The organism is Pseudomonas sp. LAMO17WK12:I5 (genome assembly GCF_900215165.1).
GTDB classification, from domain to species: domain Bacteria; phylum Pseudomonadota; class Gammaproteobacteria; order Pseudomonadales; family Pseudomonadaceae; genus Aquipseudomonas; species Aquipseudomonas putida_A.
In genome coordinates this window covers 125278-146746 of record NZ_OBDS01000003.1, presented here as the reverse complement: position 1 = coordinate 146746, position 21469 = coordinate 125278, and the positions used below count along the sequence as shown (strand labels likewise).

General features: G+C 61.1%; 17 protein-coding genes. 2 read left to right on the top strand and 15 right to left on the bottom strand.

What is annotated here, in order from left to right; genetic code table 11:
* Window positions 1-31: 31 nt before the first annotated feature.
* The 14 genes from purF to leuC all read right to left on the bottom strand — a co-directional run bounded on the left by purF (window position 32) and on the right by leuC (window position 16536).
* Window positions 32-1537, bottom strand: coding sequence for an amidophosphoribosyltransferase (gene purF / locus CRO59_RS06085; RefSeq protein ID WP_003226416.1), 1506 nt, complete (start codon window positions 1535-1537; stop codon window positions 32-34).
* 41 nt (window positions 1538-1578) lie between these two features.
* Complete coding sequence (locus CRO59_RS06080) at window positions 1579-2139, bottom strand: CvpA family protein (RefSeq protein ID WP_007961197.1); 561 nt, start codon at window positions 2137-2139, stop codon at window positions 1579-1581.
* A gap of 98 nt (window positions 2140-2237) precedes the next feature.
* Window positions 2238-2903: an SPOR domain-containing protein gene (locus CRO59_RS06075; RefSeq protein ID WP_097088670.1), complete on the bottom strand. Its 666-nt coding sequence runs from the start codon at window positions 2901-2903 to the stop codon at window positions 2238-2240.
* Window positions 2887-4194: a bifunctional tetrahydrofolate synthase/dihydrofolate synthase gene (folC, locus tag CRO59_RS06070; protein ID WP_097088669.1), complete on the bottom strand. Its 1308-nt coding sequence runs from the start codon at window positions 4192-4194 to the stop codon at window positions 2887-2889. Before folC ends, CRO59_RS06075 begins: the two co-directional genes overlap by 17 nt.
* A complete protein-coding gene (gene accD, locus CRO59_RS06065; protein ID WP_027611535.1) occupies window positions 4191-5111 on the bottom strand; it encodes an acetyl-CoA carboxylase, carboxyltransferase subunit beta in 921 nt (306 codons plus the stop codon). Before accD ends, folC begins: the two co-directional genes overlap by 4 nt.
* Before the next feature lie 200 nt (window positions 5112-5311).
* Window positions 5312-5956, bottom strand: a complete 645-nt coding sequence (locus CRO59_RS06060; RefSeq protein WP_027611534.1) for a phosphoribosylanthranilate isomerase — start codon at window positions 5954-5956, stop codon at window positions 5312-5314.
* A 64-nt stretch (window positions 5957-6020) separates the two neighbouring features.
* Complete coding sequence (truA, locus tag CRO59_RS06055) at window positions 6021-6845, bottom strand: tRNA pseudouridine(38-40) synthase TruA (RefSeq protein WP_027611533.1); 825 nt, start codon at window positions 6843-6845, stop codon at window positions 6021-6023.
* Window positions 6846-7109: 264 nt separating this feature from the next.
* Window positions 7110-9746 carry a FimV/HubP family polar landmark protein gene (locus tag CRO59_RS06050; RefSeq protein ID WP_097088667.1) on the bottom strand — a complete coding sequence of 879 codons (2637 nt, stop codon included), beginning with the start codon at window positions 9744-9746 and terminating at the stop codon, window positions 7110-7112.
* 209 nt (window positions 9747-9955) lie between these two features.
* Window positions 9956-10966, bottom strand: a complete 1011-nt coding sequence (locus CRO59_RS06045) for an aspartate-semialdehyde dehydrogenase (RefSeq protein WP_097088666.1) — start codon at window positions 10964-10966, stop codon at window positions 9956-9958.
* A gap of 273 nt (window positions 10967-11239) precedes the next feature.
* Complete coding sequence (gene asd / locus CRO59_RS06040; protein WP_003226428.1) at window positions 11240-12352, bottom strand: aspartate-semialdehyde dehydrogenase; 1113 nt, start codon at window positions 12350-12352, stop codon at window positions 11240-11242.
* Window positions 12353-12418: 66 nt separating this feature from the next.
* Window positions 12419-13501 (bottom strand): 3-isopropylmalate dehydrogenase, encoded by a 1083-nt coding sequence (gene leuB / locus CRO59_RS06035; protein ID WP_027611530.1) that lies wholly within the window; start codon window positions 13499-13501, stop codon window positions 12419-12421.
* A gap of 54 nt (window positions 13502-13555) precedes the next feature.
* Window positions 13556-14323, bottom strand: coding sequence for a class I SAM-dependent methyltransferase (locus tag CRO59_RS06030; RefSeq protein WP_097088664.1), 768 nt, complete (start codon window positions 14321-14323; stop codon window positions 13556-13558).
* A 136-nt stretch (window positions 14324-14459) separates the two neighbouring features.
* Window positions 14460-15104, bottom strand: coding sequence for a 3-isopropylmalate dehydratase small subunit (gene leuD / locus CRO59_RS06025; RefSeq protein ID WP_096796154.1), 645 nt, complete (start codon window positions 15102-15104; stop codon window positions 14460-14462).
* A gap of 13 nt (window positions 15105-15117) precedes the next feature.
* The gene (leuC, locus tag CRO59_RS06020) at window positions 15118-16536 is read right to left on the bottom strand and encodes a 3-isopropylmalate dehydratase large subunit (RefSeq protein WP_027611528.1); all 1419 of its coding nucleotides are present in this window, start codon (window positions 16534-16536) and stop codon (window positions 15118-15120) included.
* A gap of 141 nt (window positions 16537-16677) precedes the next feature.
* Here leuC and CRO59_RS06015 point away from each other — a divergent pair, with 141 nt between their 5' ends.
* Together CRO59_RS06015 and CRO59_RS06010 are read left to right on the top strand one after the other, a co-directional pair.
* Window positions 16678-17568 (top strand): LysR family transcriptional regulator, encoded by an 891-nt coding sequence (locus CRO59_RS06015; protein ID WP_097088663.1) that lies wholly within the window; start codon window positions 16678-16680, stop codon window positions 17566-17568.
* 68 nt (window positions 17569-17636) lie between these two features.
* Entirely contained in the window at window positions 17637-20915 is a 3279-nt protein-coding gene (locus CRO59_RS06010; RefSeq protein ID WP_097088661.1) for a PAS domain S-box protein, read from the top strand.
* 48 nt (window positions 20916-20963) lie between these two features.
* Here CRO59_RS06010 and CRO59_RS06005 read toward each other — a convergent pair whose 3' ends face one another.
* Window positions 20964-21407 carry an Hsp20 family protein gene (locus tag CRO59_RS06005; protein ID WP_007969230.1) on the bottom strand — a complete coding sequence of 148 codons (444 nt, stop codon included), beginning with the start codon at window positions 21405-21407 and terminating at the stop codon, window positions 20964-20966.
* Window positions 21408-21469: the final 62 nt, after the last annotated feature.

Below are 21469 nucleotides of genomic sequence, written 5' to 3'. Positions count from 1 at the left end.
ACAAAACCGGCCCCTCAGGGCCGGTAGAAACTCAGTTGTTGTACAGATCGATGATCGCACTGACCGCCTGGGTCTTGACCTTGGAGGCATCGTTGCGTGCCTGCTCGATCTTGTCCAGGTAAGCCTCGTCGACGTCGCCGGTGACGTACTTGCCGTCGAACACCGCGCAATCGAAGTTTTCGATCTTGATCTTGCCGCCACCGACTGCTTCGATCAAGTCAGGCAGATCCTGATAGATCAGCCAGTCTGCACCGATCAGATCCGCCACATCCTGAGTCGAACGATTGTGTGCGATCAGTTCGTGAGCGCTCGGCATGTCGATGCCGTAAACGTTCGGGAAGCGTACGGCCGGGGCCGCCGAGCAGAAGTAGACGTTTTTCGCGCCGGCTTCGCGGGCCATCTGGATGATCTGCTTGCAGGTGGTGCCGCGTACGATCGAGTCGTCGACCAGCATCACGTTCTTGCCGCGGAATTCCAGCTCGATCGCGTTGAGCTTCTGGCGAACCGACTTCTTGCGGGCAGCCTGGCCCGGCATGATGAAGGTCCGGCCGATGTAACGGTTCTTGACAAAGCCTTCGCGGAATTTCACGCCCAGGTGGTTCGCCAGCTCCAGCGCGGCGGTGCGGCTGGTGTCCGGAATCGGGATGACCACGTCGATGTCGTGCTCCGGACGCTCGCGCAGGATCTTCTCGGCGAGTTTCTCGCCCATGCGCAGACGCGCCTTGTACACCGACACGCCGTCGATGATCGAATCCGGACGCGCCAGGTAAACGTGTTCGAAGATGCAGGGGGTCAGGGACGGGTTGGTCGCGCACTGACGGGTGTGCAGCTTGCCATCTTCAGTGATATAGACCGCTTCGCCCGGGGCCAGATCGCGGATCAGGGTGAAACCGAGCACGTCCAGAGAAACGCTTTCGGAAGCGATCATGTACTCGACGCCTTCGTCGGTGTGACGCTGGCCGAACACGATCGGACGGATGCCGTGCGGGTCACGGAAACCGACGATGCCGTAACCGGTGATCATCGCCACCACCGCGTAACCGCCGACGCAACGGTTGTGCACGTCGGTCACGGCGGCAAACACGTCTTCTTCAGTCGGTTGCAGCTTGCCGCGCTGGGCCAGCTCGTGGGCGAACACGTTAAGCAGCACTTCCGAGTCGGAACTGGTGTTGACGTGACGCAGGTCGGATTCGTAGATTTCCTTGGCCAACTGTTCAACGTTGGTCAGGTTGCCGTTGTGCGCCAGGGTGATGCCGTAAGGCGAGTTGACGTAAAACGGTTGCGCTTCGGCCGAGGTCGAGCTGCCGGCAGTCGGGTAACGGACGTGGCCGATACCCATGTGGCCGACCAGGCGCTGCATGTGACGCTGCTGAAACACGTCACGCACCAGACCATTGTCCTTGCGCAAGAACAACCGGCCATCATGGCTGGTCACGATACCGGCAGCGTCCTGGCCGCGGTGCTGGAGCACGGTTAGCGCGTCATACAGCGCCTGATTGACGTTCGACTTACCGACGATACCGACGATGCCACACATGCGACGCAACCCCTACTTAATGGATCTGAACTGAACAACACTCACTGAGGCGTTTTGGCCGACGGCAAGAGTTGCTCCTTGAACGGAATATCAGCGGGTACGCTGATTCCGCTGGCAAGCCACTGACTGCTCCACCCGAGAATCAGGTTTTTGGACCAGTCGGCGACCAATAGAAACTTTGGCACGAGCTGTGATTCTTTCCACCACCCGTCCTGCTGTACCGGCCCCAGGCTCAAAAGCCCGACTGCCACGACCACCAGCAACACGCCACGCGCCGCGCCGAAGGCCATGCCCAGGAATCGATCGGTGCCGGACAACCCGGTCACGCGCACCAACTCGCCGATAAGATAATTGATCATTGCGCCCACGATCAGCGTGGCGACAAACATGATGGCACAGCCCGCGATCACGCGAGCCGATGGGGTTTCGATGTATCCGGCGAGGTACTCGGACAGTGAGCCACCGAACATCCAGGCAACCGCTCCTGCGATGATCCAGGTCACCAGCGATAATGCTTCCTTGACGAAGCCGCGGCTCAAACTGATCAAAGCGGAGATGGCGATGATTGCAACGATCGCCCAGTCAACCAGGGTAAATGGCACAGTGCAGCCTACAGACGGATAAGGCGGCGCATTTTAGCAGAGCGCACCGCTGTCGGTAAGCTGCGATTTTCAGTGCATTTCAATCGAATCGATAGATCCTAGCCGCGCTCGGGCTGGAAGCGCACGACAAAACCCTTGAGGTTCTGCTGGCGGCTCAATAGATCACGCAGACGATCGGCCTCGGCACGCTCGATCAGCGGCCCGACGAACACCCGATTCTTGCCATCGGCGGAACGGATATAGGCGTTATAGCCTTGGCTGCGCAGAGTTTTCTGCAGGCTTTCGGCGCTGGCGCGACTCGACAGGCTGGCCAGTTGCACCGACCAGCTGACCGACAGGCCATTGGCATCGACGCGACTTTGCGTGGTGTCAGGCTTCGACGCAGCAGCAATTGGCTGAGCAGGCGCCGGAATCGGCTTGGCCACCGCAGGCGGCGCAGTCGGTTTGGCGATTGCTATGGGCGCCGTTGGGGCCGGGGTTGGGGCCGAGGCCGCCGCGACTGGAGCAGCAGGCGCAGTGTCTTCTGCGACTTCTTCATCCGCTGGCACCGGTTCTTGCGGCAAAGCCTGCGGCTCAGGCACGGCCACCGATTCCATTTGCACCTGCGGCATCGAAGGGGCTTGCGGCGCGGCAGGCGCCTCGACCGTCACTTGACGTTGCTCGTCCTGGCGGGAAAACAGCATCGGCAGGAAAATCACCGCCAGTGCCACCAGCACCAGGGCGCCAACCATGCGCTGCTTGTACGCTTTATCCAGCAAAGCCATTTGCCGCTTCCTCCGTGGAGCGCCGGGCCAGCCATTCAAGGGCCTCGGCGACACAATAAAATGATCCGAACAACAGAATCTCGTCGTCGCTGGCTGCGATCGCACACTGCCCTTCCAGCGCCGCTGCGACACTGTCATAGGACGTGACGGACGCGCCAAGGTTCTGCAACCCGGCGTGCAATTCACTGACCGGACGCGAACGCGGCGAATCCAGCGGCGCGACTGCCCAATGCTGGACACTAGCATTCAATTCGCCGACAACACCATCCAGATCCTTGTCGGCCAGCAAGCCGAACACCGCCAGGCGCTTGCCTACCGGCGGCCGACTGGCCAGGCGCCGTGCCAGATACTCCGCCGCGTGCGGGTTATGCCCCACGTCCAGCAGCAGGTTCAGGCGCTTGCCATCGAATTCGAACGAGCGGCGATCCAGCCGGCCGACCACGCGAGCGGCCTGCAAGGCAGCAACAATTTGCGACGGATTCCACGGCAAGCCGAGCAGCAGATACGCCTGCAACGCCAGCGCGGCGTTTTCCATCGGCAGATCGAGCAGCGGCAAATCATGCAATTCGACCACCTGACCCTGCGCGTCAGTGCCGCGCCATTGCCAGTTGTGATCGGTGATCCCCAGATCGAAGTCGCGTCCGCGCAGCGAGAACGGGCACGCGAGTTCACGGACCTTGTCGAGCAGCGGTTGCGGAGGATTCAGGTCGCCGCACAAGGCTGGTTTGCCCTGACGGAAAATCCCGGCCTTCTCGAAGGCCACGGATTCGCGGGTATTGCCCAGGTATTCGGCATGATCGACGCCAATGCTGGTGACCAGCGCGATATCGGCGTCCACCACATTGACCGTGTCCAGACGCCCGCCCAGCCCGACTTCCAGCACCACAGCGTCAAGTTTTGCCTGTTGAAACAGCCAGAACGCCGCCAGGGTGCCCATTTCGAAGTAAGTCAGGGAAGTGTCGCCACGCCCGGCCTCCACCGCAGCGAAGGCTTCGCACAGCTGAGCATCAGTGGCTTCGACGCCATTGAGCTGCACCCGCTCGTTGTAACGCAGCAGGTGCGGAGAATTGTAGACACCCACGCTCAGGCCCTGCGCCCGCAGCAATGAAGCCACGAAAGCGCAGGTCGAACCCTTGCCGTTGGTGCCGGTGACCGTAATCACCCGAGGCGCCGGCTGGCCCAGTCCCATGCGGGACGCTACCTGTTGCGAACGCTCCAGCCCCATGTCGATGGCCGATGGATGCAACTGCTCAAGGTAGGCGAGCCACTCGCCAAGGGTACGCTCGGTCATACGTTGGCAGGCACCGGTGGAACGACGATTGGCTCGACAGGAGCGGCGACGTAGGTCGGAGTCGGCTGGCCGGTCAGTTGCGCCAGCAGATTGCCCAGGCGTGGACGCAGTTCACGACGATCGATGATCAGATCGATCGCGCCATGCTCCAGCAGGAACTCGCTGCGCTGGAAGCCTTCCGGCAGTTTTTCACGCACGGTCTGCTCGATCACGCGCGGACCGGCGAAGCCGATCAGGGCTTTCGGCTCACCGACGATCACGTCGCCGAGCATTGCCAGGCTGGCGGAAACGCCGCCGTAGACCGGATCGGTCAGCACCGAGATGAACGGAATGCCTTCTTCACGCAAACGCGCCAGTACCGCCGACGTCTTGGCCATCTGCATCAGCGAGATCAGCGCTTCCTGCATGCGCGCACCACCGGAGGCGGCGAAGCAGATCATCGGGCAACGGTTTTCCAGGGCGTAGTTGGCGGCGCGCACGAAGCGCTCACCGACGATGGCGCCCATGGAACCGCCCATGAAGCTGAATTCGAACGCCGACACCACCACCGGCATACCCAGCAGGGTGCCGCTGACGGAGATCAGCGCGTCTTTTTCGCCGGTCTGCTTCTGTGCAGCGACCAGACGGTCCTTGTACTTCTTGCCGTCGCGGAATTTCAGACGGTCAACCGGCTCCAGATCTGCACCCAGCTCGTTGCGGCCTTCGGCATCCAGGAAGATGTCGATGCGCGCCCGTGCGCCGATGCGCATGTGGTGGTTGCACTTGGGGCAAACGTCCAGGGTCTTTTCCAGCTCAGGGCGATACAGCACAGCCTCGCAGGACGGGCATTTGTGCCACAGACCTTCAGGCACCGAGCTCTTCTTGACCTCCGAACGCATGATCGAAGGGATCAGTTTGTCTACCAACCAGTTGCTCATGCTTTCTTTCTCCAGTACCGGCGGCCCGAACGCTCTGGTTCGCAGCCCCGCGTATGCCCTTCAGCTAAATTCATGTGTGTGGCGATGATTGATGGAACGCCGCGGTCAGCGCGGAACATGACCTGCGTGCAACTCCAGAAACCCTCAGCCTCGCCTGCTTTGTGCAAGTGCATTGATGGACGGCGGCAGTTCGCCAGCCGTCACATCGAAGTAGACGCTCCCTGCGAGCTTCTACGTACGGCATTGATGAACGCGCGGATCTTCGCATGATCCTTGATGCCCTTGCTCGCTTCTACCCCGCCGCTGACATCGACCGCGTACGGTTTGACCCGGGCCACAGCGTCGGCGACGTTTTCCGGGGTGAGGCCACCGGCCAGGATCAGCGGCTTGCTCAACGCTTGCGGAATCAATGACCAGTCGAACGCCTCGCCGGTTCCGCCCGGCACGCCTTCGACGTAAGTGTCGAGCAGCACGCCACTGGCACTCGGATAGGCATCGACGGCAGCCGCGATGTCGTCGCCGGCCTTGACCCGCAATGCCTTGATGTACGGACGATGCCAGCCTTCGCACTGTTCAGCGGTTTCGTCGCCATGGAACTGCAACAGATCCAGCGGCACGGCATCGAGGATTTCCCCCAACTCGCAGCGGCTGGCATTGACGAACAGGCCCACCGTCGTCACGAACGGTGGCAAGGCCTGGATGATCGCCCTTGCCTGCTGCACGCTCACTGCACGCGGGCTCTTGGCGTAGAACACGAACCCGATCGCGTCCGCCCCGGCCTCGACCGCTGCCAACGCATCTTCTATGCGGGCAATCCCGCAGATCTTGCTGCGAACGGCTGACATATCGAGAAAAACTCCGCGTCAAATTCGGGAAAGTCCCGGATGGTAACAAAAGCGCTCGAGGGCGTCAGCCGTCAAGTTCCGAGAAACCCGTAAGGAAATGTGGCCCGATAAAACGCTCGGGCAACGGAAATTCATCGTGATACTCGACCTGCACCAGATACAACCCGTACGGATGCGCTGTCACGCCACCGGAACGGCGCTCGCGGCTTTCCAGAACTTCCTTCATCCACTCGACCGGGCGCTCGCCGGCACCGATGGTCATCAGCACACCGGCAATGTTGCGCACCATGTGGTGCAAGAAAGCGTTGGCGCGGATGTCGAGAACAATCATCTTGCCGTGACGTGTCACACGCAGGTGATGCATCTTCTTGATCGGCGACTTGGCTTGGCACTGGCCAGCGCGGAACGCACTGAAATCGTGGGTGCCAATCAGATATTGCGCAGCTTGCGCCATGCGCTCAACGTCGAGTGGGCGGTGGTTCCAGGTGATCTCTTCGTTGAGATGCGCCGGACGAATCTGATCGTTGTAGATCACATAGCGATAACGCCGGGCGATGGCTTTGAACCGCGCATGGAAATGCGCCGGCATCACCCGCGCCCAGCTGACACTGATGTCGTGGGGCAGATTGATATTGGCGCCCATCACCCAGGCTTTCAGCGAACGATCGACTGGCGTGTCGAAATGCACCACTTGTCCGCAAGCATGCACCCCGGCATCGGTACGCCCGGCGCACTGCAGCGAAATCGGCGAATTAGCGACTTTCGACAAGGCTTTTTCGAGCTCTTCCTGCACCGTGGCCACGCCGGTCAACTGACGCTGCCAGCCGCTGTAGCGCGAGCCTTTGTACTCGACGCCCAGTGCCACACGGTAAAAGCCTTCGGGTGCCATTTCGGCGACCGGGTTATCTATGTTTGCCAAGGTGGGACAGCCTGCTGAGGTACAAAGGCGGGCATTATAAGGCTGTGAGTCGGGGATGCCAGAATTCTCTATGGGTAGTTCCGGCCCAATCGCGAGCAGGCTCACTCCTACAGGAGAACGCATTCCAACTGTAGGAGTGAGCCTGCTCGCGATGGCGATAGCACTGCCGCTACAAAACCCAGCCCAAACAAAAACGGCAGCCTCAATGGGCTGCCGTTTTTATTTACCGCTGGCTCATGCCAGGTGCGAAAGCATTTCCTTGGCTTCGCCACGCTGCTTTTCGTCACCCTCGGTCAACACTTCGTTGAGGATGTCGCGTGCGCCGTCGCTGTCGCCCATGTCGATGTAGGCCTGGGCCAGATCGAGTTTGGTCGCGGCTTCGTCGGTGCCGGCGAGGAAGTCGAAATCGTCCTCGCCCAGATCATCGCCCATGGCCGCATCGGCTTCGGTGAAGGTCGGCTCGGCGATGCTCTGCGACAGGCGATCCAGCTCGGCGTTGACGTCATTCAGTTCCGCTGCGAATGCGTCAGGCTCGGCCGCCGGGTTGCTGTCCATTTCATCAGCCAGCGACAGATCGAAATCCGCCGGCAGCTCCAGATCGTCCTGCGGCACTTCGTTGGCGACCACAGGCTCGGCCGGCGACAGATCTTTCACGCCTTCGTCCAGATCCAGCAGGAAATCATCATCCGCCAGATCCGCCGCCGGAGCTGGCGCAGGCTCGGCACCCAGATCCAGATCGAGGTCGAAGTCCGACAGGTCGTCGAGGTTCTCTTTGATCTCGGTCTGCTGTTGCAGCACCGATTCAAAGCTCAGATCGTCGTCGGCCGGGAACTCGTCCAGCTCCACCGGCGCGTCAGGCTCAACAACAGGTGCAGGCTCAACCGGAGTAATGTTGTCGAGATCGTCCAGGCTCAGGTCGAACGCGCTATCGAGATCGTCTGCCGCAGGCTCAGGTGCAGGCGCCTCCGGCTCGTCGAGCAGCAGCTCCTTGACGTATTGCGCATCGAGTTCGGCGGCGGCTGCCGCTGCAGCCAGACCAGCGACAGCGACGACCGCCATGGCCGGGAAGCGTTTTTTCAGCTCTTCGACCTTGGCGAAGTTATCACCGTTGGCCACCAACTGACGCTCCTGACCCACGAACGCATCGCGGTCACCCTGCTGACCGTAAACCTCCATCAGTTTCAGACGCAGATCACTGCGTTGCGGCTCGAGGCTGACGCCCTCTTCCAGCAACGCTGCGGCCTGATTCAGGCGACCGGCGTTGATGTGCGACTGAGCCTTGTCCAGCACGTCATCGGAACGCTCGGCGGACGGTGCGACCAATGGCGCGGCAATCGGCTCGGCCATCACCACCGGAGCCACTACCGCAGCAGGCGCTGGCGCAGGTGCCGGGGTGTTGAGCTTGACGCTGGCAGCAGGTGTTTCCAGGCCTTCGAAGCTGCTTTCCGGCAGATCCTGCTCGGCGGAGAACTCTTGCTCTTCCGCCAGAGCGCGGGCCATGCGCAGGTGTTTCTCGGCTTCCTGCTGGGCTTTGCGGCGACGAGCCAGCAGCAACAGCAGAAGCAGCAACACCACCGCACCGCCACCGATCAGACCCAGCAGGATCGGATTGGTCAGCAGTTCATTGAAGGTTTTGTCTTCATCAACTACCGGTTTTGGCGCAACCACTGGCGTCTCGGCTGGCGTGTCGACCGGTGGCGCAATCGCCGATTCTGGTGTTGGCGCCGCTTCTGCCGGGGTGGCTGGAGGGGTTGCAGCCAGTTCGGCGGTGATCGCCGGTACGGCAGCAGTGGCGGCTGGCGCAGCGCCCGGGCCTTCGGCCTGCATCTTCGCCAGTTGATTGTTCTTCAGCTCGATCAGGCGTTGCAGCTTGTCCAGCTGACTTTGCAGATCGGCCATGCGGCTTTTCAGTTCCTCGTTGTCACGACGGGTCGTGTCGAGGCTTTCCTGAGTCACCGCCAGCTTGTTGCTCAAGGCCTTGGCATCGCCGGCCGGGCCTTTGCCGCGGCCCTTGGCGTTTTCGGCGGAGACCAGGCTCAGGTTGTCCTTGGCATTCTGGCCGGCGCCGACATTGCTGCGACCACGCTTGGTGGCATCGAGCTGCTGCTGGCCAGTGCCAGGCTTGGCCACATAGCGACGACCCTGACGCCACGCTTCGTTCTGCGCGGCGACTTCGGCAATCGCTTTCGATTGCGGCAGCGCGGTGCTTTCCACCGAGTCCGGCAGGCGCAGCACCTGACCGGTTTTCAGCCGGTTGATGTTGCCGTCGATGAACGCATCCGGGTTGAGCGCCTGAATCGCCAGCATGGTCTGCTGCACCGAACCGCCGGTGCGCGCCTTCGCGGCAATTTCCCACAGGGTGTCGCGCGGCGTGGTGGTGTATTGCGACGGGTGCGTGGCGCCGGTGGTCGGTGCGGTGATGGTCTGCGACGGTGCCGGTTGCGCAGCGGCGTCAGCGGTCTGTGGCGAGAATTTCGACGGATCCAGCAGCACACTGTAATCGCGCAGCAGACGGCCGTTGGGCCACATCACCTGCACGAGGAATTTCACCATCGGTTCCGACAGCGGCTTGCTCGAAGTCACGCGCAGCACGCTTTTGCCGCTGGCGTTGAGCACCGGGGTGAACGTCAGGTCGTTGAGGAAGGCCTGGCGATCGACGCCGGCCTTGGCGAAATCTTCGGGTGAAGCCAGGCTCGGCACCACTTCGGCAGCGGTGAGATCCTTGACGTCGAGCAGCTCGATCTCGGCCACCAGCGGCTGGTTCAGGGTCGACTTCAGGGTCAGCTCCCCGAGCCCGAGGGCATGCGCCATACCGGAGGACAGCGCCGAGGCGGCCGCTATTGCTAACACCAGTTTGCGAACTTGAACCATAGCCTCATCCTTTGTTTGAACGTTCCTCGGCCAGCGAGAAGATGTTGATTGCCGCTGCCGTAAGGCATTGCGCGCGACGACGACAGACTGCCGCGCGCGATCATTTCTTTGATGCCCCGGAAAGTCCCGGAGGGTGACACGTTATCAAGTGCTCCGGGCAAGCATAGCGCTCACCTAGAATCAGTCGACAAATTGTTGCCAAGTATCTTTTACAGCAGGTCTTTTATCAACAATTCAGCGACCTGCACAGCATTCAGGGCCGCGCCTTTGCGTACGTTATCTGACGTCAGCCACAGATTAAGTTCCGCCGGGTCGTCAACACCGCTGCGCACACGGCCAACATAGACAACGTCCTGCCCCACCGCGTCACCCACCGCCGTCGGATAATCGCCGGCCTCAACCAGCTCGATGCCGGGCGCATCCTCAAGCGCAGCGTTGACCTTTGCCAGGTCGACCGCGCTCGCTGACTGCAAGGTCACGCTATAGCTATCGCCAAAAAACACCGGGGCTTGAACGCAAGTGGCGGAAATCTTTAATAAAGGCTGCTTCAGCACCTGACGCAACTCGCGCACCAGCCGCTTTTCCAGCAGCGTGTGGCCTTGAGCGTCGGGCGTGCCGACCTGGGCCAACAGGTTGAAGGCCATCTGCCGATCAAAGAAAGTCGGCTCCAGCGGACGCATGTTCAGCAACTCAGCGGTCTGTCGCGCCAGCTCGGTCACAGCTTCGCGACCTTGGGCGGACACGGCCAGATTGGCGGTGACGTTGACGTATTGCAGTTCGAGCAAATCGAGCAGCGGCGCCAGCACCACGGCCAGCGTCGTCGCCGAAGGGCTTGGGCTGCTGACCTGGAACGGTGCCTTCAGACCGGCAATGACCTCGGCGTTGGCCTCCGGCACCACTTGCGGCGCCTGCTCGGCCGGCAATGCGCCGGACAGATCGATCAGCGAGCAACCGGCCGCGTGGGCACGCGCCGCGTAACTCAGGGAAACGGCAGCGCCAGCGGCAAAGAACACCAGTTTGACCTTGCTGAAATCGAACTCGTCGACTTCACGCACGCGCACGTTCTTGTTGCGAAACAGCACCGAACTGCCGGCGGATTCGCTGCTGGCCAGCAAGTGCAGGTTGCCGACCGGAAAGTCGCGCTCTTCGAGAATCTGTACGAGGGTTTCGCCGACAATACCGGTGGCGCCGACGACGGCAATATCAAGGGTCTGGGTCATGGTTCTACCTCTGGCGAAACGGGGGGAGCGGCACTTTACCGGGTGAGTGAGATGCAGGCAATTTCTGTCGGGGATTTGTGGCGCCTGTACCGGCCTCATCGCTGGCAAGCCAGCTCCCACAGTGGTCGGTGTGGGACACAGATGTTTGTACACACCTGAAACTTGTGGGAGCTGGCTTGCCAGCGATGAGGCCAGACCTGATACCCGAAAATCCAAGGCATAAAAAAACCCGCACCTCTCACAAGGCACGGGTTCTTTCATTGCATCAAGCGATCAACGCTCCAGCAAAATCCGCAGCATGCGACGCAGCGGTTCGGCCGCGCCCCACAGCAGTTGGTCGCCGACGGTGAAGGCACCGACGAATTGCGAGCCCATGTTCAACTTGCGCAGACGACCCACCGGTACGTTCAGGGTGCCGGTGACCTTGGTCGGGCTCAGCTCCTGCATGCTGATGTCGCGGTTGTTCGGCACCAGTTTGACCCAAGGGTTGTGCTGGCTGATCAGCCCTTCGATATCAGCGATCGGCACGTCTTTGTTCAGCTTGATGGTCAGCGCCTGGCTGTGGCAACGCATGGCGCCGATGCGCACGCAGATGCCGTCGACCGGGATCGGGCTCTTGAAGCGGCCGAGGATCTTGTTGGTCTCGGCCTGGGCCTTCCACTCTTCACGGCTCTGGCCGTTCGGCAGTTCCTTGTCGATCCACGGAATCAGGCTGCCGGCCAGCGGTACACCGAAGTTTTCGGTCGGGTACGCGTCGCTGCGCATGGCTTCGGCCACGCGACGGTCGATGTCGAGGATCGCGCTGGCCGGGTCGGCCAGTTGATCGGCGACAGCGGCGTGAGTCGCACCCATCTGCTTGATCAGTTCACGCATGTTCTGCGCGCCGGCACCGGAGGCCGCCTGATAAGTCATGGCGCTCATCCACTCGACCAGACCGGCCTCGAACAGACCGCCCAGGCCCATCAGCATCAGGCTGACGGTGCAGTTGCCGCCGATGTAGTTCTTGGTGCCCGCGTCCAGTTGCTGGTCGATGACCTTGCGGTTGACCGGGTCGAGAATGATGACGGCGTCATCGTTCATCCGCAGGCTGGAAGCCGCGTCGATCCAGTAACCCTGCCAGCCGGCTTCGCGCAGCTTCGGGAACACTTCGCTGGTGTAGTCGCCGCCCTGGCAGGTCAGAATCACGTCGAGGGTTTTCAGCTCTTCAATGCTGTAAGCGTCCTTGAGCGGAGCAATGTCCTTGCCCACGGACGGGCCTTGGCCACCGACATTGGAAGTGGTGAAAAACACCGGCTCGATAAGATCGAAATCCTGCTCTTCCAGCATCCGCTGCATGAGCACGGAACCGACCATGCCGCGCCAACCGATCAGACCTACACGTTTCATCGCAACTACACCTTCTTGAAAAGTGGGCCGCTGCTTTGTATTGAATTTCGCAGCGGGCCCGAGAGATTACAGATTCCGCAGCGCGGCGACTACTGCGTCACCCATTTCCTGCGTTCCGACTTTAGTGCAACCGGCCGAATAAATGTCACCGGTGCGCAAGCCTTGATCCAGCACCACGCTGACGGCTTTCTCGATGGCATCGGCCGCATCGTGCAGATTGAAGCTGTAACGCAGCATCATCGACACCGACAGAATGGTCGCCAACGGGTTGGCAATGCCTTTGCCCGCGATGTCCGGGGCCGAACCGTGGCAAGGCTCGTACATGCCCTTGTTGTTCGAATCCAGCGAAGCCGACGGCAGCATGCCGATGGAACCGGTGAGCATCGAGGCTTCGTCGGACAGGATGTCGCCGAACATGTTGTCGGTGACGATCACGTCGAACTGCTTCGGCGCGCGCACCAGTTGCATGGCGGCGTTGTCGACGTACATGTGGCTCAGTTCGACTTCAGGGTAATCCTTGGCGACCTGCTCGACCACTTCACGCCACAGTTGGCTGGACGCCAGCACGTTGGCCTTGTCCACCGAGCACAGCTTTTTGCCGCGAACCATGGCCATGTCGAAACCGACGCGGGCGATACGGCGGATTTCGCTTTCGCTGTACGGCAGGGTGTCGTAAGACTGACGCTCGCCGTTTTCCAGGGTGCGGGTGCCGCGTGGCGCGCCGAAGTAGATGCCGCCGGTCAGCTCACGGACGATCAGGATGTCCAGCCCGGCAACGATTTCCGGCTTCAGGCTCGATGCATCAGCCAGTTGCGGGTAGAGGATCGCCGGACGCAGGTTGCCGAACAGGCCCAGTTGCGCACGAATCTTCAGCAGACCGCGCTCAGGGCGGATATCACGCTCGATGGTGTCCCATTTCGGGCCGCCCACTGCGCCCAGCAGCACGGCGTCGGCAGCACGGGCACGCTCGAGGGTTTCGTCGGCCAACGGCACGCCATGCTTGTCGATGGCCGCGCCACCGATCACGTCATGGCTCAGCTCGAAGCCCAGGCTGTACTTGTCGTTGGCCAGCTCCAGCACCTTGACCGCTTCGGCCATGATTTCCGGACCAATACCGTCACCTGGGAGAATCAGAATCTGCTTGCTCATGCTTTCCTCGTGTCTTCAATCGGTGCGCCACTCAGGGCGCGCCCGGAAAAATTCTTAGCGCTCAGCCATCAGTACGATTACATCTGTACTGAACGAGCCGTCGGCATCAATCTCAAAATATTCTCGTACTTCGTTGCCCATCGACTGCTGCAACTGGCGGATCGCCGCGCGCATCACCTCGGGCGTGCGCATGCGCTCGACCCAACTGCTGTATTCCAGACGCAGGCGCTGACGCGTGGTGCTGCGAGTGTGCAGCCCGGCCTCGCTGACCTGCCGCAGCCACTCGCCGGCAGAATAATCGCGCACGTGGCTGGTGTCGCGCAGCACTTCGACGCTTTGCAGGTAAGTGTCGAACAACGGACTGCCCGGTGACAACACGTCGATGAACGCTGCCACACCGCCCGGTTTCAGCACCCGACGCACTTCACGCAGGGCCACCCCGAGGTCGCTCCAATGGTGCGCCGAATAACGACTGAACACGTAATCGAATTCGCCATCGGCAAACGGCAGGCGCTCGGCGGCGCCGTTGACCGTGGCAATGTTCTTCATGCCGCGATCAACCGCCGCAGCGGCGACCACATCGAGCATCTGCTGCGACAGGTCGTAGGCCACCACCTCCTTGACCAGTGGCGCCACATGAAAACTCACATGACCGGCGCCACAACCCAGGTCCAGCAGCCGGGCGTCGCCCTGCCCGGCCAGTTCAGCCTGTAGCAGCGCGAATTCGGTGCCTTGAGCGTGAACGGCGCTTCTCAGGTAGGCGGCGGCCTGTTCACCGAATTGCTTTTGTACAACCTGACTGTGTTGGGCGGTGCTGGTCATGGTCACATCCTGCATTTGTGTTGTTTGAGCGGCCGTCTTCGCGAGCAGGCTCGCTCCCACAGGGGAATGCATTTCAAGTGTGGGAGCGAGCCTGCTCGCGAAGAGGCCGGCCCTGACTACATCAATCTCGAATCAATCACGCGTCGCGGAACAACCACGGCTGGCTCACACGATGCTTGGCCTCGAACGCGGCAATCGCATCGCCGTCCTGCAAAGTCAGGCCGATATCGTCCAGCCCATTCAACAAGCAATGCTTGCGGAACGCGTCGATCTCGAAGCGGTACACCTTGCCGCTCGGACTGGTCACGGTCTGCTCGTGCAGATCGATCTGCAATTGATAGCCCGGCTCGGCCTCGACCTGCTTGAACAACTCGTCGACTTCAGCGTCGCTCAGGATGATCGGCAGCAAGCCGTTCTTGAAGCTGTTGTTGAAGAAGATGTCGGCGTAGCTCGGCGCGATGATGCTGCGGAAACCGTATTCTTCCAGTGCCCATGGCGCGTGTTCACGGCTGGAGCCGCAACCGAAGTTCTCGCGGGCCAGCAACACACTGGCGCCTTGATAACGCTCGGCGTTGAGCACGAACTCCTTGTTCAACGGGCGCTTGGAGTTGTCCTGATACGGCTGGCCGACATCCAGGTAACGCCACTCGTCGAACAGGTTCGGGCCGAAACCGGTGCGCTTGATCGACTTCAAAAACTGCTTGGGAATGATCTGGTCGGTGTCGACGTTGGCACGATCCAGAGGCGCGACAAGACCAGTGTGCTGGGTAAAAGCTTTCATGCTGCGCTCTCCTTCAGATCAATTCACGAACGTCGATGAAACGACCGTTCACCGCCGCCGCAGCGGCCATGGCCGGGCTCACGAGGTGGGTACGACCACCGGCGCCCTGACGGCCTTCGAAGTTACGGTTGGAGGTCGAGGCACAATGCTCGCCGGACTCCAAACGGTCCGGGTTCATCGCCAGGCACATCGAGCAACCCGGCTCACGCCATTCGAAACCGGCTTCGAGGAAGATCTTGTCGAGACCTTCGGCTTCCGCCTGCGCCTTCACCAGACCCGAGCCCGGTACGACGATTGCCTGCTTGATCGTCGAAGCGACTTTGCGACCCTTGGCGATCACGGCCGCAGCGCGCAAGTCTTCGATGCGCGAGTTGGTGCAGGAGCCGATGAACACGCGATCCAGCTGAATGTCGGTGATCGCCTGATTGGCGGTCAAACCCATGTATTTCAGGGCGCGGACGATCGAATCGCGCTTGACCAGATCCATTTCCTTCGCCGGATCCGGCACGTTCTGATCAACGGCCAGCACCATTTCAGGCGAAGTGCCCCAGCTGACTTGCGGCTTGATCTGTGCAGCGTCCAACTCAACTACGGTGTCGAACTTGGCGTCGGCGTCGGAGACCAGGTCTTTCCAGGCTTCAACCGCCTGATCCCACTGCGCGCCTGTCGGTGCGAACGGACGGCCCTTGACGTATTCGACAGTCTTTTCGTCCGCAGCCACCAGGCCCACACGGGCGCCGGCTTCGATGGACATGTTGCAGATGGTCATGCGGCCTTCGACGGACAGGTCGCGGATCGCGCTGCCGGCGAATTCGATGGCATGGCCGTTACCGCCGGCGGTGCCGATCTTGCCGATCACCGCGAGGACGATGTCCTTGGCGGTCACGCCGAATGGCAACTGACCTTCGACGCGCACCAGCATGTTCTTCATTTTCTTCGCGACCAGGCACTGGGTGGCGAGCACGTGCTCGACCTCGGAAGTGCCGATCCCGTGCGCCAAGGCACCGAACGCGCCGTGGGTCGAGGTGTGCGAGTCGCCGCAGACTACGGTCATGCCCGGCAAGGTTGCGCCTTGCTCCGGGCTGATCACGTGGACGATGCCTTGGCGGATGTCGTTCATCTTGAACTCGACAATGCCGTACTCATCACAGTTGTCATCGAGGGTCTGAACCTGCAAACGCGAGACCTGGTCGGCAATCGCGGCGATGCCGCCCTTGCGCTCCGGTGTGGTCGGTACGTTGTGGTCCGGGGTCGCGATGTTGGCATCGATTCGCCAAGGCTTGCGCCCGGCCAGACGCAGGCCTTCGAAGGCTTGCGGCGAGGTCACTTCGTGGATGATGTGACGATCGATATAGATCAGCGCCGAGCCATCGTCGCGCTGTTTGACCAAATGCGAATCCCAGAGCTTGTCGTAGAGCGTTTTGCCGGCCATCAGACGGTTCCTCATCAGCTTGTTTCTATGCCCTGGGCTTATCAATAACCCTTTGGCTTGTGAGGCCGATCCTATGGGGTTAGATTAAATAACTCAAATTCATATTTTTTATGCTTTGGATAACCAACTGGAATACGATTCATGGATCTGGCCAACCTCAACGCTTTTATCGCGATTGCCGAGACCGGCAGCTTCTCCGGCGCCGGTGAACGCCTGCACCTGACGCAACCGGCGATCAGCAAACGCATCGCCGGACTGGAGCAACAATTGAAGGTGCGGCTGTTCGACCGACTCGGTCGTGAAGTCGGCCTGACCGAGGCCGGCCGCGCCCTGTTGCCCCGGGCTTATCAGATTCTCAACGTGCTGGACGACACCCGCCGTGCCCTGACCAACCTGACCGGCGAAGTCAGCGGTCGGCTGACCCTGGCCACCAGTCACCACATCGGCCTGCACCGCTTGCCGCCCGTGTTAAGGGAATTCACCCGCCGCTACCCACAGGTGGCGCTGGATATTCAGTTCCTTGATTCGGAAGTGGCCTACGAAGAGATTCTCCATGGCCGTGCGGAACTGGCGGTGATCACCTTGGCGCCAGAGCCGCACACACTGGTCAAAGCCGCGCCGGTGTGGGACGACCCGCTGGATTTCGTGGTGGCGCCGGAACATTCGCTGATCAGCAATGGCGCGGTGAGCCTGGCGGACATTGCCGGTCATCCGGCGGTTTTTCCCGGAGGCAACACCTTTACTCATCACATTGTCCAACGCTTGTTCGAAGCCCAAGGGCTGACGCCGAACATCGCCATGAGCACCAACTACCTGGAAACCATCAAGATGATGGTCTCCATTGGTCTGGCCTGGAGTGTTCTGCCCCGCACCATGCTTGATGAACAGGTGGCGCGCATACCTTTGCCGGGCATACAGCTCAGTCGCCAGCTAGGCTATATCGTGCACACCGAACGGACGCTGTCGAATGCGGCAAGGGCTTTCATGGCCTTGCTGGATGCGCAAATCGATCTGCCAGGGACTCCAGGCTAACTTGTGCTACTCCTATAGAGCCGCTGTCCCTGTGCCTAACGCCACCATCAGCTCAAGGCCCGTTAACAATGCCGAAATCTGTTGACCGAATTCCGCCGATGCCGCGTATTCAGGCCATTGATCCGCGACGTTCCGAGCAGAGCTGGGAGAGTGCGCCGCAATTGCTCGCCGCACTCAACGGCGCCCGGCTCGGCGCCTGGTATTGGGACATCGAGCGCGGGCAGATCAGCTGGTCACGGGGCACTCAGGCGCTGTTCGGCTTCGATCCACGTCAACCGTTGCCCCAGGACCTGGAATATCTCGACCTGCTGCCGCCCGAAGACCGGGCGAAAACCGTGCGCGCCTTCCACGCGGTGATTGCCGGCGCCCCGCTGGAACAGGCGATGCACCACCGCATCCGCTGGCCCGACGGCAGCCTGCATTGGCTGGAAATCAGCGGCAGCCTGCTGCCGGACAAAAACGGCCGGCCCCGAATGATCGGGGTGATTCGCGAAATCACCCACCAGCGCCAGCGCGAACAGGCTCTGAGCAGCTCGGAGAAACGTTTCGCCACACTTTTTCACCTGTGCCCGAACATGGTGCTGCTGACGCGCCAGGAAGACGGCCTGATCACCGAAGCCAACCAGTATTTCGAAAGTCTGTTCGGCTGGCCGGTCCAGGACGCCATCGGTCGCACCACACTGGAACTGGGCCTGTGGGTGCACCCCGAACAACGCGCCGAGCTGGTGAAAAAGACCAAGGCCAAAGGTGAATTGATCAGCATGGAAGTGCAGTTCCGCGCCAGCAACGGGCAGATTCATGACGGCATCCTCAGCGCGCAGAAGGTCGAACTCGAAGGCCAGCCGTATCTGCTCAGCACGTTTCTCGACACCACCGAACGCAAAGCCGCCGAACACGCCTTGAAAGACAGTCAGGAACGCCTTGATCTGGCGCTGGACTCGGCGCAACTCGGCACCTGGGACTGGCACATCCCCAGCGGCATGCTCTACGGCTCGGCGCGGGCCGCGCAATTGCACGGGCTGGAGCCGATCCCGTTTCACGAATCATTCGAGGAGTTCTTCGAAGGCGTGCCCGGCGAGGAGCGCGACAGCATGCGCGACGCCTACCGCAGCCTGCGCGAAGGCCCGGCCGGCAACTATCAACTGACCTATCGCGTGCAACTGGCGGATGGCAGCTCGCGCTACCTGGAAAGCCGCGCCCGCCTCTATCGCGACGAAAACGTCGCGCCGCTGCGCATGGCCGGGACCTTGCTGGACATCACCGATCAGGTCGAGCGCGAGCAACGCCTGGTCGCCTCCGAAGAGAAATTCGCCACGCTGTTCCAGGTCAGCCCCGACCCGATCTGCGTCACCCGCCAGGACAGCGGCGAGTTCATCGAGATCAACAACAGCTTCACCCAGACCTTCGGCTGGAGCGCCGCCGACGTCATCGGGCGCACCGCCGAGGACATCGGCCTGTGGGACGCCTCGGCGAAGAGTCTGCAACGCATCGAGCGGGTGATCCGCGAACAGGGTCTGAGCAATGTCGCGATCATCGTCCAGCACAAGGACGGCCAGTCGCTGACGTGCGTGATTTCCAGCCGGCAGATCAGCGTCGGCAATCAGCCGTGCATCGTCACCACCTTGCGCGACATCACCCAACAACAGCGCTCCGAGGCCGCACTCAAGGCCAGCGAAGAGAAATTCGCCAAAGCATTTCACTCCAGCCCCGATGCGATCACCATCACCGAACGTGACACCGGGCGCTATCTGGAGGTCAACGACGGTTTCTGCCGCCTCACCGGTTATCGTGCTGAAGAAGTGGTGGGCAAGACCGTGTACCAGATCGGCATCTGGGCCGAAGAGAAACAACGCTCGGCGCTGCTTGCCGAACTGCAGATCAAGGGCCGCGTTCATCATCAGGAGATGCTCGGGCGCAACAAGCGCGGTGAGTTGCTGACCGTTGAAGTGTCGATCGAACCGATCACCCTCAACGAAACGGCGTGCCTGCTGCTGACCGCCCGGGACGTCAGCCTGTTGAAAAACGCTGAAGCACAGATCCGACATCTGGCCTATCACGATCCGCTGACCAATCTGCCCAACCGCGCCCTGCTGATGGATCGCCTGAGCCAGCAGATCGCCCTGCTCAAGCGCCACAACCTGCGCGGTGCGCTGCTGTTCCTCGACCTTGACCACTTCAAGCACATCAACGACTCGCTGGGCCACCCGGTCGGCGATACGGTGCTGAAAATCATCACCGCACGGCTCGAAGCCAGCGTGCGCATGGAGGACACGGTGGCGCGTCTCGGCGGCGATGAGTTCGTGGTGCTGCTCAGTGGCCTTGAAGGCACGCGCAACGAGGTCAGCGCACAAGTGCGGGAACTGGCCGACACCATTCGCGAACTGCTCTCGGAGCCGATGTTCCTCGACGGCCAGCGCCTGCAGGTGACACCGAGCATCGGCGTGGCGCTGATTCCCGATCACGGCTCGACCCCGACCGACCTGCTCAAACGCGCCGACATCGCCCTGTACCGGGCCAAGGATTCCGGGCGCAACACCACGCAGATGTACCACAACACCATGCAGAAAGCGGCCAGCGAGCGGCTGCGCATGGAGACCGACCTGCGTCTGGCGTTATCGCGCGGCGAGTTCAACGTGCATTACCAGCCGCAGGTCGATGCGCAGGACAACCGCATCATTGGCGCCGAGGCGCTGGTGCGCTGGAATCACCCGGAACTCGGCGCGCAATCGCCCACTGAATTCATCAAGGTGCTGGAAGACAGCGGGCTGATTCTGGAGGTCGGTACCTGGATCCTCGATGAGGCCTGTGAGGCGTTCAAACAATTGATCGCGCTGAAACTGGTCAACCCGCTCAACTTCAGCCTGTGCGTAAACATCAGCCCACGGCAGTTCCGCCAGAACGACTTCGTCGAACGCATCGAACACAGCATGAGCAGCCACGGCCTGCCCTGCTCGCTGCTGAAACTGGAGATCACCGAGGGCATCGTCATCCAGAACCTGGAAGACACCATCAGCAAAATGCGCCGTCTGAAAAAACTTGGCGTGAGCTTCGCCATGGACGATTTCGGCACCGGCTATTCATCGCTGACCTACCTCAAGCGCCTGCCGGTGGACACCCTGAAAATCGACCAGTCGTTCATCCGCGACGCAACCACCGACCCCAACGACGCCGAGATCATCCGCGCCATCGTCGCCATGGCCCGCAGCCTGGAACTGGAGGTGATTGCCGAAGGCGTGGAGACGCCGGAGCAACTGGCGTTCCTGCAAGGGCTGGGCTGCCATTTGTATCAGGGCTATCTGCACAGTCGGCCGGTGGCGTTGGAGGCGTTGAAAAAGATGCTCGAATGACGAGCACAAAAAAAGGGCGCCAGTGGCGCCCTTTTTTCTTGCTCGGCCTTATTGCAGAACCGGCTTTTGCGCTCCGTTGATCGGGATGCGCTTGGCTTTCGCTTCTTCCGGGATCACCCGCAACAGGTCGATGCTCAACAGACCGTTGCTCAGATCGGCGGCCTTGATCTCGATGTGATCGGCCAGGCGGAAGGACAGCTTGAAAGCACGCTGGGCAATGCCTTGATGCAGGAAGGTCACGCCTTCGTTGGCATCACGCTTGCCACCACTGATGGTCAGCACACCCTTCTCGACTTGCAGCTCCAGGTCTTCTTCCTGGAAACCGGCTGCCGCTACGACGATGCGGTATTGATCGTCACCGTGTTTTTCCACGTTGTAGGGTGGGTAGGTGCTGCCTGGCTCGTTGCGCAGCGCGGTTTCGAACAGGTCGTTGAAACGGTCGAAACCCACCGAGGAACGGAACAGTGGTGCCAGGGAAAATGCAGTACTCATGGTTCAAATCTCCTGAAAACAATCAGCAAGGTTTTGTGTCTCCGCGACCCGAATTCGGCATC

What these genes read in the sequence shown, in the direction of transcription:
- purF (WP_003226416.1), bottom strand. Translation starts at nt 1,537, where the DNA reads ATGTGTGGCATCGTCGGTATCGTCGGTAAGTCGAACGTCAATCAGGCG.
- CRO59_RS06075 (WP_097088670.1), bottom strand. Translation starts at nt 2,903, where the DNA reads ATGGCTTTGCTGGATAAAGCGTACAAGCAGCGCATGGTTGGCGCCCTG.
- folC (WP_097088669.1), bottom strand. Translation starts at nt 4,194, where the DNA reads ATGACCGAGCGTACCCTTGGCGAGTGGCTCGCCTACCTTGAGCAGTTG.
- accD (WP_027611535.1), bottom strand. Translation starts at nt 5,111, where the DNA reads ATGAGCAACTGGTTGGTAGACAAACTGATCCCTTCGATCATGCGTTCG.
- CRO59_RS06060 (WP_027611534.1), bottom strand. Translation starts at nt 5,956, where the DNA reads ATGTCAGCCGTTCGCAGCAAGATCTGCGGGATTGCCCGCATAGAAGAT.
- truA (WP_027611533.1), bottom strand. Translation starts at nt 6,845, where the DNA reads ATGGCACCCGAAGGCTTTTACCGTGTGGCACTGGGCGTCGAGTACAAA.
- CRO59_RS06050 (WP_097088667.1), bottom strand. Translation starts at nt 9,746, where the DNA reads ATGGTTCAAGTTCGCAAACTGGTGTTAGCAATAGCGGCCGCCTCGGCG.
- CRO59_RS06045 (WP_097088666.1), bottom strand. Translation starts at nt 10,966, where the DNA reads ATGACCCAGACCCTTGATATTGCCGTCGTCGGCGCCACCGGTATTGTC.
- asd (WP_003226428.1), bottom strand. Translation starts at nt 12,352, where the DNA reads ATGAAACGTGTAGGTCTGATCGGTTGGCGCGGCATGGTCGGTTCCGTG.
- leuB (WP_027611530.1), bottom strand. Translation starts at nt 13,501, where the DNA reads ATGAGCAAGCAGATTCTGATTCTCCCAGGTGACGGTATTGGTCCGGAA.
- CRO59_RS06030 (WP_097088664.1), bottom strand. Translation starts at nt 14,323, where the DNA reads ATGACCAGCACCGCCCAACACAGTCAGGTTGTACAAAAGCAATTCGGT.
- leuD (WP_096796154.1), bottom strand. Translation starts at nt 15,104, where the DNA reads ATGAAAGCTTTTACCCAGCACACTGGTCTTGTCGCGCCTCTGGATCGT.
- leuC (WP_027611528.1), bottom strand. Translation starts at nt 16,536, where the DNA reads ATGGCCGGCAAAACGCTCTACGACAAGCTCTGGGATTCGCATTTGGTC.
- CRO59_RS06015 (WP_097088663.1), top strand. Translation starts at nt 16,678, where the DNA reads ATGGATCTGGCCAACCTCAACGCTTTTATCGCGATTGCCGAGACCGGC.
- CRO59_RS06010 (WP_097088661.1), top strand. Translation starts at nt 17,637, where the DNA reads ATGCCGAAATCTGTTGACCGAATTCCGCCGATGCCGCGTATTCAGGCC.
- CRO59_RS06005 (WP_007969230.1), bottom strand. Translation starts at nt 21,407, where the DNA reads ATGAGTACTGCATTTTCCCTGGCACCACTGTTCCGTTCCTCGGTGGGT.